Source organism: Methylomarinum vadi, assembly GCF_000733935.1.
In the GTDB taxonomy this organism is placed as follows: Bacteria; Pseudomonadota; Gammaproteobacteria; order Methylococcales; family Methylomonadaceae; genus Methylomarinum; species Methylomarinum vadi.
This window is the reverse complement of the sequence record NZ_JPON01000001.1, coordinates 14,978-32,725: the sequence shown is the minus strand read 5'-3', so window position 1 is coordinate 32,725 and position 17,748 is coordinate 14,978. Positions and strand designations below refer to the sequence as shown.

The following is a 17,748-nucleotide window of genomic DNA, read 5'->3' as shown; positions in this document are numbered from 1 at the left end:
TCCGGCAGTCCTTCGCGGCGACCGGGGCATCGACTTCGTAAATGCCGTGGTCGAATCGCGTTTCTTATCGTCAGATGTACTGCGTAGCGATTCGATCTCGGATCTAAATCCCTGAACCAGCAACCCACGCAACCATTCCTGCCGGCGGTTAGCCGGCACTTGTCTGTGTCGATTCAGCAGGACGGATTCCAGCGCCACACGAGGATCAAGCTGTATGGTGACTCGGGTTCCAGGTTGTGCTTTTGCCATAACAAGACGGCCCCACTGACTTCAAACAAGCTCAGGATTATGGAGACACGTACCTGGCACACCAGAGGAAACCCGACACATCACGTGTCGTCGTTTTCGTCAGAGGAAGGAGCTGTGGTCGGTGTGGAGGGTGCGGAATGCAGTCCGAGATTCCTGGAGAATCCTGATGACAAATGACGTTGAATCGGCGCCATCGGTGCACGACGTTTGCCACTCAATACATCATCGGGAACCACTCCCATGAACTGTACAGCCTGTGTATTTTTGTCGTTGTCTTTCTGGATATCGGATCGCTCGATGCGCAGAAAGCGATAACCTTGGGGAATCATGAACAGACCGCGGATCTTGCGTGCGCCCAACTCTATGACGTGGTCGCGTGATGCACGGTCCAGCACACCGATGTGGCCGGCGGTTAGCGCGGCACAAACCAGGGTATCGTATGTCGATAGAAGGCGTGCAGCCTGATAAGCATAGGGGTTCGCGAACTGTAGTGGCATCCGGTAGGGTCGTTCAGACTCGGCGACCGCGACCTCTATCGAACCCATCTGTGTCAACCGCTCATCCAGATCCCGCTGGAGACGCAGGAATAGCGCCTCCCGCTCCTCAATGGCTTCATGTACTTTGATTAGCCACCAGTCTGCGTATGGATCACCGTTGCGCGACGCCTGCCAGATCAGTCGCAGCCGCTCAGCGAAGAGCCCCAGGCCAATGATCGGCGATTGTTCTTTCGTGCCGTTTCGACCACGAATGAGCCGACGCGCCTGGTTCGTCTGCAGCGTCAGCCAGACCTGGCCACGCAGTGGACCCAGTTTGTCGGCATCGGCCGGTTTGGGGATCGGGTTTTCCGTGGTCATGGGTTGTCGGGTTCCCCCCTCTGTCGATAGAGTTGCATGAGTTTGCGCGTATAAACGCATGCGCACTCGTTATGAACAAGGGAAAACCCCGTCGACAAATGGGAGGGTTCTGTAATGAGTTGGAATTTCGGCAGGTGATTCCACTGGAATCACCTAGGGGAGACTTTATGTCTCGTTAGGTTTGGACGATGGCCCCTTATCTATTGGCATTCCCAACGCCTTCCGCATTTCATCCATCCGTACTTTTGCCAGCGCCATGCGCTTCTGGCGTTGTTCCTCAGTCTCCTTCGGTTCCGTGGCTGTGTCTTGGCGTGCTACCTGTTGACGCTGAATCTCCCGCGCGTGCCGGGCATCCCGTACCTTGATGCCGAGATTGGGCACAAACTCGCCGGATTTCATCCGTTCACAGAGACGGAACAGGAAGCTGATCTCGTCATAGACCGGTTTCATACCCTTTTGCTCGGCCTGGAACCGTCCCTCCAGCTCATCAAGAATCGGCTGGCGATCCGCTGGGGCGAGTTTGGAAAGATAGCGGTTTACGATGTCTCGCTGGTTTTCGCCCAGACGCCGCGGATATACCAGCGGCTCACCATGCTCACCGGCATGCATAAATTTCGACGCACCTTCACCAGAAGTAGTAGTTGTTGTTTTTTTATTATTACTACTACTACAACCTGAGTTCGATTTATGTGCATTCGATTTTTGAACTCGGGTCTCAACCGAGTTCGAATTTTGGTCACGGTGATCCCGCGCCTGCATGTTGCCCATAGAATCTTGACGAATCTGCTGGATAGCATCGCGGGTAAACGAGAAGAACCGGCGTAGTCCTTCGTTACCTGTGCTCACCGCTGACTGCAACCGCCGTTCAATTGGATGCTCCAGGGCGCATACGTCACGCCCGCCCCTGACATCCTCATCAATGGATGCCAACACGCCCTTGGCCACGGTACGCACCCGGGCATGACCATGGCTCACGGCCTTGTTCAGAAAGGCCATGTAGTTGCCATCCAGGTGAATCACATCGGCCAGTGGCAGGGGCTCATCATGCAGTGCATAGACGTTACCGCGAAACCGTCCGCTCGCTTTACGCATACGCCCACAGAGGGTCAACCAGCGCGAGGCACGCAGGATGGCAATCGCACGGGCTATCGTAGAACGCGATGAAACATTGGCCAGGCGGGAAATGGTTTCATAACTCGGAAAAGCGGCATTAGCCCCTGTCTCCTGAACCGCCAACATGATGACCATCCACACCAGTTTGTCGACTGGCTCGAGTACCGGATCGCGGATTACCGCAGTGGGAAAAGACTGGTGCCGGTTTCCGAGGAAAAGGACCGTGTCGGCAGCACCGCCATCGCGTGATGCCTCCACACGAGCGATGGTGGCCTTGATCAGTTTGTCTAGGGCGAGTGTTTCCGGACGAATGACGCCTGTCTGCTCATCCATCATCACCTACCTGAGCGGCACCATCGTCATTCTGGCCGGTCAGGTTTCCGTACTGGGCCCATCGCTGGGTCAGGTTCCAGATGGCGCGCATCGGCACCCCGGTCTCCCGGTGGAGTTCCAGGTAATCCTTGGGCGCGAGTAATCCAGTTGTCTCCCCATCGACCCGGCTCGACCAGGCCTGCCAGAGTCGGTGGGAGCTTTCCTCATCGGCTTCGGGGGGACGCCCGACCGAAGGGCTCACAGACAGAGTACGCCTTAGCCGACCGTAATCACGGGCATTCAATCCGAACAGGATCAACAGCATCTCATGCGGCGCATCGGCTGCGATCAGCGACTGCAGGGTTTCTTCCGATTCGCGCTGCACCTGCAGGTGATCAATCATCGGCCAGTAGACCTGCCGATTCAGGGCGATATCCAGACAGTGGGCACGAAGCGATTCAACACGGTACAGGTCCGAGACGTTCATCTCCCGCAGAGCCTCGATCTCCCGTGGACCGAATTTCATGTTTTGCAGGGCCACGTGGTCCCCTTCTGCCAGGCAGCGAATGGCATACATCAGTACAGCGGTGACCAGATCGGATTCCTTCGTGCTTTCCATCGCCTCTACTCCCAGACCGATACACCGGTCTCCGCGGCGATACGGCGGATGCGTCGATAGGTATCCATCAAGCCCAGCAAATCACGCCAATCCCGATCATCGAGCGGCCGCCAGAGCCGATATCCGGTGTGACCTGGATCCAGTGTCCAGATACTGCTGAATAACAGATCGGCATCTTCGGTCTCGAGTGCACGGCGAAGGATGGACTCGTCTGGCAGGAGCGGCAGCATGGCCTCGAGCGGTGCAAAGGTCATCTCCGCACAAGCCGCCAACTGCCACCACAGCATGGTGAGCTGACTCAAACTATCCTCGTCGAGCTGATCCGCCAGGGTTGGATCTGGAACATCGCGTAGTACGAATCCCAAGCCTTTGCCGGACACCGCTTCAACGAGGTCCGCCATACCGTTACGCTGGGCCAGTCGTGTCGCAAGCGTCCAGGCTCGGCCACGCAAAGACTTCAGATCGTTCGGACTGGTATCGTTGGTTAGATACGGTAGCTCGGTGTCAGGCTCAGAAGTCTCTTTGACATCGTCATCCAGAAGACCAGTATCCGGCGCACTACCGGGATTCGCCTGATCCGGTAGTTCCGGTGGTAACTCATCAGTGGATGTTCGATCCGAACTGGATACACGCGAAACTCCATCATCCTGGTCAGGATCGAACGATTCGTCTGTAGGGCGCTCAAGTTCTGACGATTCCTCATTCGGATCCGGTTCCACTTCGGCCTCTGGAATCACCAGTTCCCTGCCGGCCATCTCGGCATCGAGCATCACGCGTACGGTATGAATGCTGACATCCAATGCAGCGGCAATTTCAGATTCCAATGCGCTGCGGAGTACATCTGTGTCCCAGTCGGGGCTATCGTACCGTTTGCATAGTGTCGTGAAGACCTCTTCGAAATCCTCTGCCGACTCGGAACACCGATCCTGCCAAATCTTGTGAGCGGCACGCTCCAATCTGCGAATGCGTTCGACATGCGGCCTGCCGAGCCCGCCTTCGAGTGCAATGGGGATGACGGGCAATAGACGATGGACGGTGTACACCATCTGGGAAATACGCGCCTGGGTGATGCGATATCCGGCATGGCGGAGTTCTGTTTCCAGACGCCTTTGAGAGATCACATCGAGACCGAGTTCTTCGGCAAGCAATTTTTGCGCTTCGCAAACAGCGCGCGCCTTATCGATAAAGGTAAGGCCTCCCCGCAGGTCGTTTTCCCGAAGATGCGCCAGCAGGACATCAGATTCGCAGCACCAGGCTTTGAGTAGGCAAGGTACTGCGGCAAAACGTGGATCACCGGTCTCAGCGAATAACTCCTTCAGGATGATCAGCCGTGTATTACCACCGGCATGGACGATAAAGTCAGTCGCATCCGGGCGCTGCGTGACCACCAAAGGTTGGTCCAGACCGGTATTGCGAATCGAGTCTCTAATCCGGTCATATTCGGGATTGCGGCCGTGACGCGGATTGTGCTCGTATGGCTGAATTCGGGAGATGTCGATCATCTGTGGCGCCGGGCTAGTGGTTGCTTCTGCCGGTTGTGAGATCGACAAATTCTCAGACGGTGTTGTGGGTTTGCCAGCCATTGGTCATTCCCATCCCTGCAGGCCGACGAATATCTCCGGGTAACGGACCAGGCTTTCCCGCGGCACCGGCTCAAGCCGCCCTCCTGATCGGTCCGCCACCCGCTGGCTGATCTGCTCAATTCGCGTCGCCATCTGCGGGCTCGCATGCCGGTGCTTACCAGCCAACTGATACAAATAAGCAACTGAATCGTTGCAAACGGTAGCCAACTCTGCGCGTTCCCGCTTGGTGGCATATTTCAAAAATGTCCTTAGCTTCATGATGCCGGACATTAGCACCATGCATATCTATCAGCAAGCTAACTCGCCAACTAAATGTTTATCTTTGTGCTAAATTTCTGCTATATTGCCTGCATGATGCGCATACCAGAAAAAATTCGGTTGAAGAATCTCGAGCTTCTGATTGCCGAAGCCGGCTCTGCTGCGAAACTGGCCGAACGCGTCGGCACCAACAGTTCCTATATCAGCCAGGTCCGGCGTCAGATGCGCACGAAGAAAGGTACTCCGCGGGGCATCGGTGACGATCTGGCGGAAAAGCTGGAACGCGGAATGGACAAGCAGGAGGGCTGGATGGACGCACCACACAGGGATGAATGGGAGCAATCGGACATTGCCGGCACGGAGATCAATGCCCACCTCGGCCCGGACATACGCAGCCTATGTCCAGTGATCTCCTGGGTGCAGGCCGGAGAATGGATGGAAATCGCCGAGGGTTACCAGCCGCAATACGGTCAGGAGTTGCTACCGTGTCCGGTTAGTTGCAGCAACGATTCCTATGTCCTGCGCGTACGTGGCGTCAGCATGGAACCCAAGTTTCATGATGGCGATTTGATCTTCGTGGATCCTCATGCCGACGCGATCCATGGAAAATATGTGGTCGTGATGATTGAAGACACCGCTGAGGCCACCTTCAAACAACTTATCGTCGAGGAAGGCCGTCAGTACCTTAAGGCGCTGAATCCGGAGTGGCCAAACCGGATCATCGAGGTCAACCAGCATGCCCGGATCTGTGGGGTTGTGGTGTTTAAGGGAGAGATGGTTTAAGAACAATCTCCTGAAAAAAACTGCAAGGAAAATTTGTTTTCCTGATTAATCATCGCTGCCTGGAAACAACAGTGTACCCCGGATAGAACCCCTCCTCAGCTCGTCTCGGTTAGCTTATTTATCCGCCTGCTAAACATTTTCTCTTTGCCCATTAAATTGGCACCGTGCTAAAGTTTTGGCATGGACATTATCATCACCCGAAATAGCACGTGGCTGCCCGCTTCTCCGCGTTTTCTCGCACGATCCGCCGTTAGTATGAACTCCGTATCAAAGCACGGTGGAACATGTGAACTCATGAGGCAAGCAACAATCGCACAGTACCCCCCACTTTGGGTATTCATCGCGCATGCCTGAGGCTCACCCAATCCGAATCGAAAGAAAGCCAGCGGTGTTAAATCGAACCGGGATGAGTCACGCGACCCTATATCGTCGAATCAGTGAAGGCTTGTTCCCTCCCGGGGTTTCCCTTGGTAATCGTTCTGTCGGATGGCTGGCCCATGAAGTGGACACGATGTTAAATGCATTTGCCTCGGGAAAAACGACAGAGGAACTTCAAGCCGTAGTAAAACTTCTCGTAGAAAAGAGGCAGACTCTGGCCAATTGATTGAGTGACAGTCAGTCACGAATAAGCGCGTCCAGATGATCCGCCCATTTCTGTAGCCACTGCCTACACTCCGCCTCGTACCGGTGCAAATCGTAGGTTCCTTCAATCCCCTTACGTGAATGCCCCAATACCGCTTCGGCCACTTCGTTGGTGCATTGCAGGCGTGACAAGCCGGTCCTGACGCTTCTGCGCAGATCATGAGGTGTCCAGGCAGGAAGATCTACCATCTTGTTGTTTACTCTCATTCGCCAGGCCTGCTCGGTTAGCTGCTTTTGCTGGATAGGCAGCCGCGTTTTCTGGGATGGGAACGGGTAGTCTCCAGTGGTCAGGCGAAGTGTTTTCAAGAACTCCACCGCTTGGCGGGGCAATTGCACATAGCGCTCGACCTCCGTCTTGCTCTCCCTTATGTGGAATGTCCGTTTCTTCAAATCGATGTCCTTCCAGGCCGCATTGCAGACCTCCCCAGTACGACACCCTGTCCAGAGGGTAAACCGAAGAACATTCTTCTGTGTTGCGGTGTAATCGGAGCCAGGCAACCATTTCAGCAATGTCGCCAACTCGGCATCAGAGAGGACTCTTTTTCCTCGTTGATGGGTGAGCTTCACCTTGGCCTGTCTGAGGCTTGCTTTGGCGAGAATTGCCGGGTTTGCAAACTCGTCTGAAAAATAGCCCAGACCAATCGCAAACTCGTAGGCGGCGGAAAGCTCTCTCAGTACATTTCCTGCTTGAACATTTGCCCCACGTTGCACGATAGCCATGATCATATCCACCACGGCCTTCCGCGTGACAGAATTTGCTGGCATCTCCCCTAACTTGGGAATCACATCGCCATAGAGGGTTCTGCGCGTCTCTGACTGACCCTTCGGCTTCCGCGCACCGGCAATGATCTTTCCGCTTGGGGATTTCCGGTCTTCTATATATTGGGTCAGATAGAGTTCGACCATGTCCTTTACGGTAAACAACTTCTCAACCGGCTCCACCCTCGCCCTTTCCTGTTCCTTTTCCTGTTTTTGCTGCTCCTTTGCCTCGGTTCTCGGGCAACGCCCCTGGCGGCGGATTTGCTTTAGTTCCTGAAGTTTCAGCCTCGCTTCGGCCAGGGATGTTTCCGGGAAGCTCCCGATTTTCACCTGAACGAGCTTTGAGGTGACTGGACTGGTATAGCGATAGAAAAACGTTTTCACCCCAGTGGCCCCACACCTCACACGCAACCCGATGTTCTCTCCCGTATCGGCCTTAATTTTATCTCCCGGTTTCATCACTTCCACTGTCCTGGAAGATAGAGGTTTGGTAATCTGTACGGTTGTCATGGGCATCCTATTGAATTGGTTTCAGTTTGATTTACTCAACTGATAAAAGTGTAACTTTTGGATTTCAAGAAAAAGTTACACCAACACAAGTTACACTTCAAGTTACACTTTCTCCTGAGATTGGATGATATTTCTTGAGACTCGATGAGACCACAAGAGACGACGTAAAAAATATAATTATATGGGAATCAATAAGTAAAGCAGCGTAACGGCATGAGCTCACTAGAAAAAAAAGAACAACATACACCAATGATGCAGCAATATCTGCGCATCAAGTCCCAACACCCCGATACGCTTCTGTTTTACCGCATGGGGGATTTTTACGAGCTGTTTTTCGACGACGCCAAGAAGGCCGCGCAGATTCTCGATATCACATTGACCAGCCGTGGCCAGTCTGCCGGCCAGCCGATCCCGATGGCCGGCATTCCCTATCATGCCGCCGAAGGCTACCTGGCCCGCTTGCTTAAAAACGGCATCTCGGTCGCGATCTGCGAACAAATTGGCGATCCGGCCAAGAGCAAGGGTCCGGTGGAACGCAAGGTGGTGCGCATCGTTACGCCGGGCACGGTCACCGACGAAGCCTTGCTGGAAGACCGCAAGGACAATCTGCTGGTGGCGATCAGCCAGTTAGACAAACATTTCGGCATCGCCTGCCTGGATTTGACCAGCGGTAAATTCGTGTTGCAACAAGTCGCTAGCGAGGAACAACTGGTCAGCGAAATCGAGCGCCTCAATCCCGCCGAATTGCTGTACAGCGAAGAGACTAAACTGCCGGCGCGCCTGAACGAACGTCGCGGTTTGTGCCAGAGACCGCCGTGGCATTTCGATCTAGCCAGCGCCACCGATCTGGTATTGAAGCAATTCAACATTCACGATTTAAAGGGCTTCGGCTGCGAGCATCTGCCTGCCGCCATCAGCACGGCCGGCTGCCTGCTGCAATATGTCAAGGATACCCAGCAAGGCGCCCTCCCTCATGTCCAAGGCATTGCCATCGAAAACGACGACGATAGCATCGCCCTGGACGCCTCCAGCCGCAAGAACCTGGAGCTTGACAGCCATCCCAGCGGCGACGTGCGCTACACGCTGTTCGGCGTGTTGGACAAGACCGCGACGGCGATGGGCAGTCGCTGTCTGCGCCGCTGGATCAACCGGCCGTTGCGCAACCAGCAAATACTGAACGGCCGCTACGCCTGCATCGACACGTTGTTGCAACAGCAACGCTATGAAGAAATTCAAAATTGCCTGCGTCAGGTCGGCGACATCGAACGCATCAGCTCGCGCATCGCATTGAAATCGGCACGACCTCGTGACCTCGTAGTGTTGCGCACTACCCTGGCGGCCTTGCCGGAACTACAACAACAATTGGCCGACAGCGACAATGCGCATATCGAGGAGCTGCGCCGCCAAATCGGCGAATTCCCCGAATTACTAACCTTGTTGCAACAGGCCATCGTCGACAATCCGCCGGTATTGATCCGCGACGGCGGCGTGCTGGCCGAGGGCTACCATCAGGAGCTCGACGAGCTGCGCAACCTGAGCCAGAACGCCGACCAATTCCTGTTGGACATGGAAGCCCGGGAACGGGAAGCGACCGGCATCAACAACCTGAAAGTCAATTACAACCGGGTGCACGGATATTACATCGAGGTTTCCCGCCTGCAGGCGGACAAGGTGCCGGAGCACTATTCCCGCAAGCAGACGCTGAAAAGCGCCGAGCGTTATATCACGGCGGAATTGAAGGCCTTCGAGGACAAGGTGCTAAGCGCCCGGGAAAAATCGTTGGCGTTCGAAAAGTCCTTGTACGACGATTTGCTTGACAAGATCGCCCAATCCCTGAGCGCGCTGCAACAATGCGCGACGGCGCTGGCCGAGCTCGACGTGCTGGTCAATTTCGCCGAACGGGCCGATACGTTGAACCTGACCAGACCGTCTTTGACGGAAAAACCCGGCATCGACATCGAAGGCGGCCGCCATCTGGTGGTCGAACAAGTTTCCGACATCCCGTTCATCGCCAACGACTTGTCATTTTCCAATCAGCGCCGCATGCTGATCATCACCGGCCCCAACATGGGCGGTAAATCGACCTATATGCGGCAATCGGCTCTGATTGTATTGATGATGCATATCGGTTGTTACGTACCGGCCAAATCGGCCAGTTGCGGCCCGATCGACAAGATCTTTACCCGTATCGGCGCCTCGGACGACCTCGCCGGCGGCCGTTCCACCTTCATGGTGGAGATGTCGGAAACCGCCAATATCCTGCACAACGCCACCGCCAATAGCCTGATCCTGATGGACGAGATCGGCCGCGGCACCAGCACCTTCGACGGCCTGTCGTTGGCCTGGGCCTGCGCCGACTATCTGGCCAAGCAGACCAAGGCCTTCACGCTGTTCGCGACCCATTATTTCGAACTGACCACCCTGGCCGACGAACAAAAAAACATCCACAACATTCATCTCGATGCGATGGAGCACGGCGACAAGATCATTTTTCTGCATGCAGTCAAGGACGGTCCGGCCAATCAGAGTTACGGCCTGCAAGTCGCCTCGCTGGCCGGCGTGCCGAAATCGGTCATCGCCAATGCCAAAAGCAAACTGCAGCAATTGGAAGACAACGCTTATTTGCAACAGCAAGCGGAAACCGGCAACAATCAACTGGACCTGTTTTCCTCCAAGGAGTGCCACCCCCTGGTCTGCCTGGTCGAGGAAATCAGCCCCGACAACCTAAGCCCACGCCAGGCGCTGGATTTGTTGTACCGGATGAAGGAGATGGTGGAAAAATGAGCCAAGCAAATTCTTTATACATTGAGTAATGTTGGCGGATCGCCTGGCGGCATCCGCCCTACATGCCGTAAGGCGGAACGCAAAGCGGTTCCGCCGTTTCGCGCATCAAATCCTTCTTCTATCCCATTTGGGGGGGGCGCCTGGATAGGTACCGGTACAACGCCCATTTTGCCCCCGGTGCGAAGGGTTGGCGGATCGCCTGGCGGCATCCGCCCTACATCTTTTAATGAGTTAACGAACCAATTGGCGAACGAAACTGAATTCGCCTATCATGGTCTAATAATTAATCAGTGATTTTGACGGGGGGCGGCCATGAAAGTGATTGTCATCGGTTCCGGCATAGCCGGCGTAACCTTCGCCGAGCATTATCGCAAACAGTCCAGCGACGCCAAAATCACCCTGTTGACGCGGGAAGGCGACGGTTACTATTCCAGGCCGCTGCTTTCGAGAGGCTTCAGCGAACAGGACATCGAACAAATCATCATTCTGAAAACCTTCGATGCGTTGCGCCAGAAAAATATTTGCGTGATCAGCAACGTCGAGGTAACCGCGGTCAATCCGCGCGAGCAATTCGTCGGCGTCAAAGGCATCGATGAAATCGAACGGCTGGACTACGATAAGCTGGTCATCGCCACCGGTTCGGCCGCCTTTATTCCTTCCCCATTCCTGCCTTACCGCAAAAATTTCTTTCTGTTGAACAGCCTGCAAGACCTCATCGCGTTGCGGCGTTTCCGTCAAGCCATTCTCGAAAAACAAGGCCGACCTTCCTGGGGCATTATCGGCGGCGGTCTGATCGGCTGCGAAGTGGCGTCGGACCTAGCCGTTTGCGGGGATCGTGTCACGCTATTCCACGCCATGGACAGACTGATGGAACGGCAATTGCTGGCGGAGGATTCGGAAACCCTTTTCACGGTGCTTCAAGAATTGGGCATCGAAATCAAATTGAACCAGGCCATCCACAGCATCGAAAAGCAAGCCGGCGCGACTTTGATCTGCAGCAACGAACATTACCAGAAATTCGATGCGGCCATCGTCTCCTGCGGCTTCAAACCCAGAGTCGACCTGGCCGAAAAAGCCGGCTTGAAAACCGGACGCGGCATTCTGGTCGATCAGTACTTACAGACCAGTCACGATAACATACATGCCGTCGGCGATGTCGCCCAGCTGCCCAACGGCAAACTCTACGCCTACATCATTCCGATCAGGCACCAAGCCAGATGGTTGGCGGAATATCTAAGCGGGCAACAGGCTCAGGCGTGGGAGCCGCCGGCCTTCAGTCCGGAAGCGAAAGTACATGGCTTCGAGGCGTCCTATCCCTATCAATTCTGAATCATGCTCTTCACTTATTCATGTCCAACTTTGCATTACCATGAAAGTCGCGAAGCGTGCCCTAATCTCCCTCGCCCTCTGGAGGGCGTCGTAAAACCCCAATTTCTTTGATTTACCACTGGAAACCGGCCGTATTTTCCACGGTCGGCGAAGTTGGCAAGTCAGTAGTGTAACTCAGCCAAATGTCGACCATTCGGTCAAACGAGCTCATAAACCGGCTAAGCCAATGATATAAAGCACGAAAAAGAGCTGCCACTAAGGCGCGGCTCAGATTGTAAGCCATGGCGTGCAAGGCGAACTCTACTTTGACACCCGCCAAACCTTTACGGCGAAAGCGATTCAAACCTTGGCGACCGCGTAGCTGACTGAAGACGGGCTCCACCATGGCCTGCCGCTGTCGATAGCGTTGCCGAGGTTCGGGCTGGTCCATTTTCAGGCGCAGGGCTTCTTTTTGGGTATCGCTGTCATAGCGTTTGAGGGTGCGACCACTCTCGCTACGCGTGCATTGGGATTTCAGCGGGCAGTCTGAACAGACATCGCAGGCGTAGACGGTATAAGCGCGGCCACTTTTACCGCCTTTGCAGGTGTGACGGCGAGTCAAGCGTTGTTGCCCCGGACAGCGATAGGTGTCGTCGTCGGCCTGATAAATAAAGCGGCTTTTGGGGATTTGTTTGTTGGATTGTTTGTTCCAATCGTCTCCTTCACTTTGGCCTTCCGGACAAAGCAATTCGATGTTGTGTTGCTCAGCAGTATCCAAGACGCCATTGCTGAAATAGCCAGCATCGAACAGAGCTGTTTCGACGCCTCCCATGGCTTGGGCGCGATCCAGTAAGCCCGGCACCACCTCGGTTTCGCTGGAAGGATGAACGTCGCAAGCCACGATCACTCGATTGTCGTTCGCCAATACCGACGGTTTATAACTGCCGCGAAAGTCTTTGGAGTTCTTTTGCGGCTGTAATACCGCCTCCGGCTCGTTGCTTTGTACTTGGGTCTTGGCCGGATCTTTGCCTTTGGCGGCTTGTTTTTGCTGGCGAGACTTTAGCTCGGCTTGGGCTTGTTCCAATAGGTTCAACCGCTTGCTTGCCGCTGCATCGTCGGGTTTGGCTTGCGCGGCTTCCTGCGCTTGCGCCAAGGCTTGCTTGAGCGCTTCTTCCTTCATCAATTGAAACCGGGAGGACATGGCTTCGATCACGGTACCGTCGCCCGCCAACGTCGTCGTGCCTGAGCCTGTGACTTTCAAAGTACGACGCGCCAGTTGATCGAAAAATTCGGTCGTCAATGATTCGGCATGCTGATGGACGAAACGGCCAATGACTGAGTGATCCGGCATGATACCGCCACTTAGCCACCAACACCCCACATCGGCTCGAGCTAAACGCTCCAAGTCGCGCAGGCTGCTGATGCCTTGTAACAGGCCGTAGAGAATAATCCCCACCATCGCACGTGGCGCATACGGCGGACGCCCGCCGGGCCGATAACGGGCTTCGAACTCGGCGAAGGATAGCGATTGCAGGAAGGGGCGCAATTTCAACGGGATGGTTAAGCCGGCGTGCTCCAGATGTTCGCCGAGCGGTTTACCGTTGATCGATAAGCCGCGCGGGTCGGGCGCTTCAAAACGGGCCATCGGTTCGCTCGAGATCGATTGAGCGATCAACTCAGGTAACGGTTCAACCTCGCATTCATCGAATAGCGAATATTGCTTGGCGCTATACAATGTCCTGACGGGTCTAATGTTCACTTCGGCTGCCATTGATCTATTTCTAATAGGTTTGGATAGGGTTATTTTACCGTATGTAGCTGGTTGGGGGGCTTTTACGACAGCCTCCTCTGGGAGAGGGTCGGGGAGAGGGAACGATCAGGCGCTTGACACTTTCATTGGCTGGGATGGCGAACGCGGCCAAGCAACTCGATCGTATTAAACGAACGCTTTGCGGGTTATGGCTGGGCATTTTATTCAGCCTTTCCGGCTGTTCCACGTATGGCGACCGCGTCGCACCGGTGCCGCTGCCAACCGCGTTTTCGCAACATGTCAACGTGGCTGGGGCACTGATTGCGGCGACGCCTTATGTCGACGCCGACAAAGCGGAGGCCGTCTTCGGTTTCGATATCAGATCGGCCGGATTGTTGCCCGTTCGCTTGGTCATCGATAATCAAAGCGATACGGCGGTAGTCATTCAAGCCCAACAAACTTTTCTAATCGACAAACAAGAACAAGCTTGGCCGCTGTTGACCCAGCGACAGGCTTACCGCCGGGTCGAGGAAAAAGTGGAAATCGGCGAAACGCTGCTGGGCGCGGCGAAACCCTCCCTGATGCTGGGCGCGGCGGGCGCCGTCGCCGGCTTCGCCATCGGCGTTTTGACGGGCGAAAATCTGGGGGAAACGATCGCCAAGGGCGCGGCCGTCGGAGCCGGGGCCGGCGCATTGTATGGCGGCGCGGCCAGGCATCAGGAATACGACGACGAAATCCGCCAGGACCTTCTCCACAATTCCCTGCGTAACGAACGGGTCAAACCCGGCGAGTTGGCTTATGGCTACCTATTCTTCCCCGGCAAGGACGAAGCGGAATCGGCAACCGCCCTGCGCCTGGGCTTAGCGGTGGGCGACAGACAGCATATCGTGACAATACCGTTGTTCGAGCGTTAAACCGGCCTTATGCAAGCAATGCCTCGAACTGTTTAATCGGTAGGGGTTTAGCGAACAAATAACCTTGGAATCGCCGACAGTCATGCCTGACTAAAAAGGCTTTTTGTTGTTCCGTCTCGACACCCTCGGCAATCACTTCCATGTCCAAATGCTTGGCCATGGCAATGATGGTCTGGACGATCGTGGCGTCATCGGAATCCGTTGTGATATTGCGAACAAAACTTTGGTCGATCTTAAGCTGATCGAGCGGCAGCCTTTTCAAACTGGACAGTGACGAATAGCCGGTGCCGAAATCATCCATGGAAAATTGCACGCCGCTTTGTTTAAGCAATTTCATCTTAGCGATAGTTTCTTCGATATTTTCTTGCACCAGGCTTTCGGTCAGTTCCAACTTGAGCCGAGAATTCTCTACGCCGGTTTTCCCGAGTAAATCGATAAGCTGTTGTGTAAAATCCGCTTGCCGGAATTGACGGGCGCTGACATTAACCGCTAATTGCAGCGTTTTTTTATTCGGATCCAGAGACCATGTTTTCAATTGCTGGCAAGCGTGCTCTAATACCCACAAACCGATCGGCACGATCAACCCCGTGTCTTCCGCCAACGGAATAAATTCCGCCGGAGAGATCACACCCTGTTCGGGATGCGTCCATCGTAGCAATATCTCGGCCCCGACTACCCTGCCCGCATCGTCTACCTGTGCTTGATAGTAAAGCTTCAGTTGATTTTCGGGCAACGCTTTCCGCAAGCCATTCTCGAGCCGCATACGCGCTTCCACCGCCGCCTGCATATCGGGGTCAAAAAAGCGGAAGGTATTACACCCGGCCTGCTTCGCCTGATACATGGCGATGTCGGCCCGTTTCATCATATCCTCGACGGACTGTTGATTATTGGCAAAAAGAGCGATGCCTATGCTCGCCGTGTTTAAGTATTCGATACCGGCAAGTCGATAGGGCTGGTTAAGCGCCGCAAGAATTTTTTGGCAGGCCATTTCCGCCTGAAATGGCGCATCCTTTGGATTTTCGCTCAAGTCTTTCAGTAGAACGACAAATTCATCGCCGCCCAGCCGGGCAACCGTGTCTACTTTTCTGACGCAATTCTGCAAGCGTTGCGCCACCTGCTGGAGCAATTGGTCGCCTTTATCGTGGCCCAGCGTGTCGTTGAGCGTTTTGAAGTTATCAAGATCGAAAAACAGGATGGCGCCATGAAGATGAGTTCTATGGCTATCATTCATCGCTTGCTGCAACCGTTCGCTCAACAAGCGACGATTAGGCAGCTGAGTAAGAGGGTCGTAATAGGCCAGATTCTGTATTCTCGCCTCGTTTCTCTTCCTTTCCGTCAGATCGATATCCATGCAAAACATTTCCGGCTCGCGCCCGGGCACGTGAACGTAGGCGTGCGAGGAAAAAACGTCGACCCGCCCGCCGCCTTTGCGCATCAGCGTCAATTCCGACGCCGGAATCGGCCGACCGGTCGCGAACATTTTCCGAATAGCTTGTTCGACCTCACCACGCATCTCGGGCGGAACAATCAAATCAGTCAGTTTTTTACCCAAGGCTTCCTCCGCCGTATAGCCATAAAGATATTCGGAAGCCTGGTTCCAATAATTGGTCGTGCCGTCGGCGGAATAGCCTTGCACCGAAATCAGTGGAATTTTTTCTAGCAAATTGCGAAAGCGGATCTCGCTATCGTACATCGCCGTTTCCGCCTTCTTGCGTTCGGTAATATCGAAAAGCGATCCGATATAACCGACAAATACGCCTTGACCGTCGTAACGTGGCACGCCATGATCCATGACCCAACGATAAACGCCATCGTAGCGGCGCAGGCGGTATTCCAAGTTGAATTCCCGGCGGGCGAAAAATGCCGCCATATAGCTGTCCAGGCAATGCTGCAAATCCTCCTGATGAACTCCTTTCGTCCACCCATTACCTAACTCTTGCTCTAACCTGCGTCCAGTAAAATCCAGCCAAACCTTGTTGAAATAGGTACATAACCCGTCCGTCCCGGACATCCATACCAGGACTGACGCGTTATTAGCCAACGTGCGAAACTGATTTTCGCTTTCCCGTAAGGCTAATACGGCAAGGTTTTTTTCACTGATATGCGTCGCCAATAGCATGCCCACCACGGACATGATCAACATAAACCAGGAAAAATTGATCAAATGGGTAGCGGCGAGGTCGGCGCCGAAATAACCAATCTGCCGGCTTGCGCCCCATAATGCCTGTACCGAAGTCATCAACAGCACGATCAACACGCCATGGCGGCCCAAACGTATCGCCGCGATTGCCAACAACAAAAACAGCAAAAAGGCCTTGGGATAATCGCCGGTGATATCGCGATACCAATCAAGGAAGATGATTTGGCCGGCAAAAAATGTCAGACCGAAAATGAGCATGCTTTCTAGCAAACCCTTGCGATTAAGCCATTGTTGCGGTGGTTTGATCCATACCAGAACGAATGTCGTCACCAGCACAAGGCCGAGCAAGTCGGCCATCCACCAATGCATGGTGACGTGCATCCAGGAATGCCGATCAATACTGCCAGCCAACCTTAAGCTTGTAGATGCCGTAATGGCCCCGATTGCGGCCATCCAGGGAGCGGCGAGCAATAGCGACAAGAAATCACGTAAGCGAATCATCGCGACATCGAACTGCATTTTCTGACTCAGCAGCCACCAACCAACGACTATTTCCAGGGTCTGACCCAACCCTATGGAAAGTGCAATCAATGGCGAACCAAACACGTCGACACTCGAGGCAAATGCGCCGACAAAAATGCCGGGAACGACGCATAACCCCTTAAGCAAAAGAACCGCCAAGGCATAGCCATCCGCAGGCCACCACAGCACAACCGGACCATGATGAGCCGCAAAAAACAGATCGGATTTAGCGAGCAGCCAGTAAATACCCGCGACCGCTAAATTACCTAAAAGAGAACGCAAGCGAAACGATGCCAATAATATTCGGTCCGGGTGAGAGTGACTAATTGGTTTAAATTTATAACACGCGCCCCTCTCCCACGCCTGGAAAATTTTCCACGATTTCGAAAAAAAATTTCAAGCCACTAATTTATGAGGGGAAAATGCATGCTCGTAGTTTTCTGAACTATAGATTCATAGCCAAGAATTTAACGGCAACCGATGTAAAATGATATTAAATAGTCTGAAATAATTTATTTCGGGCCGTTTCGATTCGGCAAATCATCAACCGGTAGATCCCTAGCTTTTGCTGGCAAACACATTTAACTGCCAGTGAGGGGAAAAGAGGAAGGGCGAGCTTTGAGGGATAATCCGGCGGCATCCCACCGC

General features: G+C 54.2%; 13 protein-coding genes. 5 read left to right on the top strand and 8 right to left on the bottom strand.

The features are described 5' to 3' along the window. Positions 1–329 precede the first annotated feature (329 nt). From EP25_RS0100160 to EP25_RS0100140, 5 genes are all read right to left on the bottom strand, one after another. Positions 330–1,103: a PFL_4669 family integrating conjugative element protein gene (locus EP25_RS0100160; RefSeq protein WP_160172671.1), complete on the bottom strand. Its 774-nt coding sequence runs from the start codon at positions 1,101–1,103 to the stop codon at positions 330–332. Positions 1,104–1,268: 165 nt separating this feature from the next. Beyond that, the gene (locus EP25_RS0100155; protein ID WP_200874988.1) at positions 1,269–2,549 is read right to left on the bottom strand and encodes an STY4528 family pathogenicity island replication protein; all 1,281 of its coding nucleotides are present in this window, start codon (positions 2,547–2,549) and stop codon (positions 1,269–1,271) included. Next, a complete protein-coding gene (locus EP25_RS0100150) occupies positions 2,542–3,147 on the bottom strand; it encodes a DUF2857 domain-containing protein (protein WP_031432051.1) in 606 nt (201 codons plus the stop codon). The genes EP25_RS0100155 and EP25_RS0100150 overlap by 8 nt, the downstream gene beginning before the upstream one ends. Positions 3,148–3,152: 5 nt before the next feature. Beyond that, a complete protein-coding gene (locus tag EP25_RS0100145) occupies positions 3,153–4,730 on the bottom strand; it encodes a ParB family protein (protein ID WP_084190901.1) in 1,578 nt (525 codons plus the stop codon). Positions 4,731–4,733: 3 nt separating this feature from the next. Then, positions 4,734–5,000: a hypothetical protein gene (locus EP25_RS0100140; protein ID WP_031432049.1), complete on the bottom strand. Its 267-nt coding sequence runs from the start codon at positions 4,998–5,000 to the stop codon at positions 4,734–4,736. A 42-nt stretch (positions 5,001–5,042) separates the two neighbouring features. On the opposite strand from EP25_RS0100140, the gene EP25_RS0100135 reads away from it, so the two are divergent. Further along, complete coding sequence (locus EP25_RS0100135; RefSeq protein ID WP_235185793.1) at positions 5,043–5,771, top strand: LexA family protein; 729 nt, start codon at positions 5,043–5,045, stop codon at positions 5,769–5,771. 346 nt (positions 5,772–6,117) lie between these two features. Beyond that, positions 6,118–6,375 (top strand): helix-turn-helix transcriptional regulator, encoded by a 258-nt coding sequence (locus tag EP25_RS0100130; RefSeq protein ID WP_031432047.1) that lies wholly within the window; start codon positions 6,118–6,120, stop codon positions 6,373–6,375. A gap of 11 nt (positions 6,376–6,386) precedes the next feature. On the opposite strand, the gene EP25_RS0100125 is transcribed toward EP25_RS0100130, so the two are convergent. Then, positions 6,387–7,682: a tyrosine-type recombinase/integrase gene (locus EP25_RS0100125; protein ID WP_031432046.1), complete on the bottom strand. Its 1,296-nt coding sequence runs from the start codon at positions 7,680–7,682 to the stop codon at positions 6,387–6,389. Positions 7,683–7,895: 213 nt separating this feature from the next. Between EP25_RS0100125 and mutS the strand changes: the two genes are divergently transcribed. Continuing rightward, the gene (mutS, locus tag EP25_RS0100120) at positions 7,896–10,466 is read left to right on the top strand and encodes a DNA mismatch repair protein MutS (RefSeq protein WP_031432045.1); all 2,571 of its coding nucleotides are present in this window, start codon (positions 7,896–7,898) and stop codon (positions 10,464–10,466) included. 312 nt (positions 10,467–10,778) lie between these two features. Continuing rightward, positions 10,779–11,795: an NAD(P)/FAD-dependent oxidoreductase gene (locus tag EP25_RS0100115; protein ID WP_031432044.1), complete on the top strand. Its 1,017-nt coding sequence runs from the start codon at positions 10,779–10,781 to the stop codon at positions 11,793–11,795. A 112-nt stretch (positions 11,796–11,907) separates the two neighbouring features. Here EP25_RS0100115 and EP25_RS0100110 read toward each other — a convergent pair whose 3' ends face one another. Further along, entirely contained in the window at positions 11,908–13,545 is a 1,638-nt protein-coding gene (locus EP25_RS0100110; RefSeq protein ID WP_051906290.1) for an IS1182 family transposase, read from the bottom strand. A 134-nt stretch (positions 13,546–13,679) separates the two neighbouring features. Between EP25_RS0100110 and EP25_RS0100105 the strand changes: the two genes are divergently transcribed. Next, the gene (locus tag EP25_RS0100105) at positions 13,680–14,438 is read left to right on the top strand and encodes a hypothetical protein (RefSeq protein WP_051906289.1); all 759 of its coding nucleotides are present in this window, start codon (positions 13,680–13,682) and stop codon (positions 14,436–14,438) included. A 7-nt stretch (positions 14,439–14,445) separates the two neighbouring features. On the opposite strand, the gene EP25_RS22300 is transcribed toward EP25_RS0100105, so the two are convergent. Next, positions 14,446–17,382 carry a bifunctional diguanylate cyclase/phosphodiesterase gene (locus EP25_RS22300; protein ID WP_051906288.1) on the bottom strand — a complete coding sequence of 979 codons (2,937 nt, stop codon included), beginning with the start codon at positions 17,380–17,382 and terminating at the stop codon, positions 14,446–14,448. Positions 17,383–17,748: the final 366 nt, after the last annotated feature.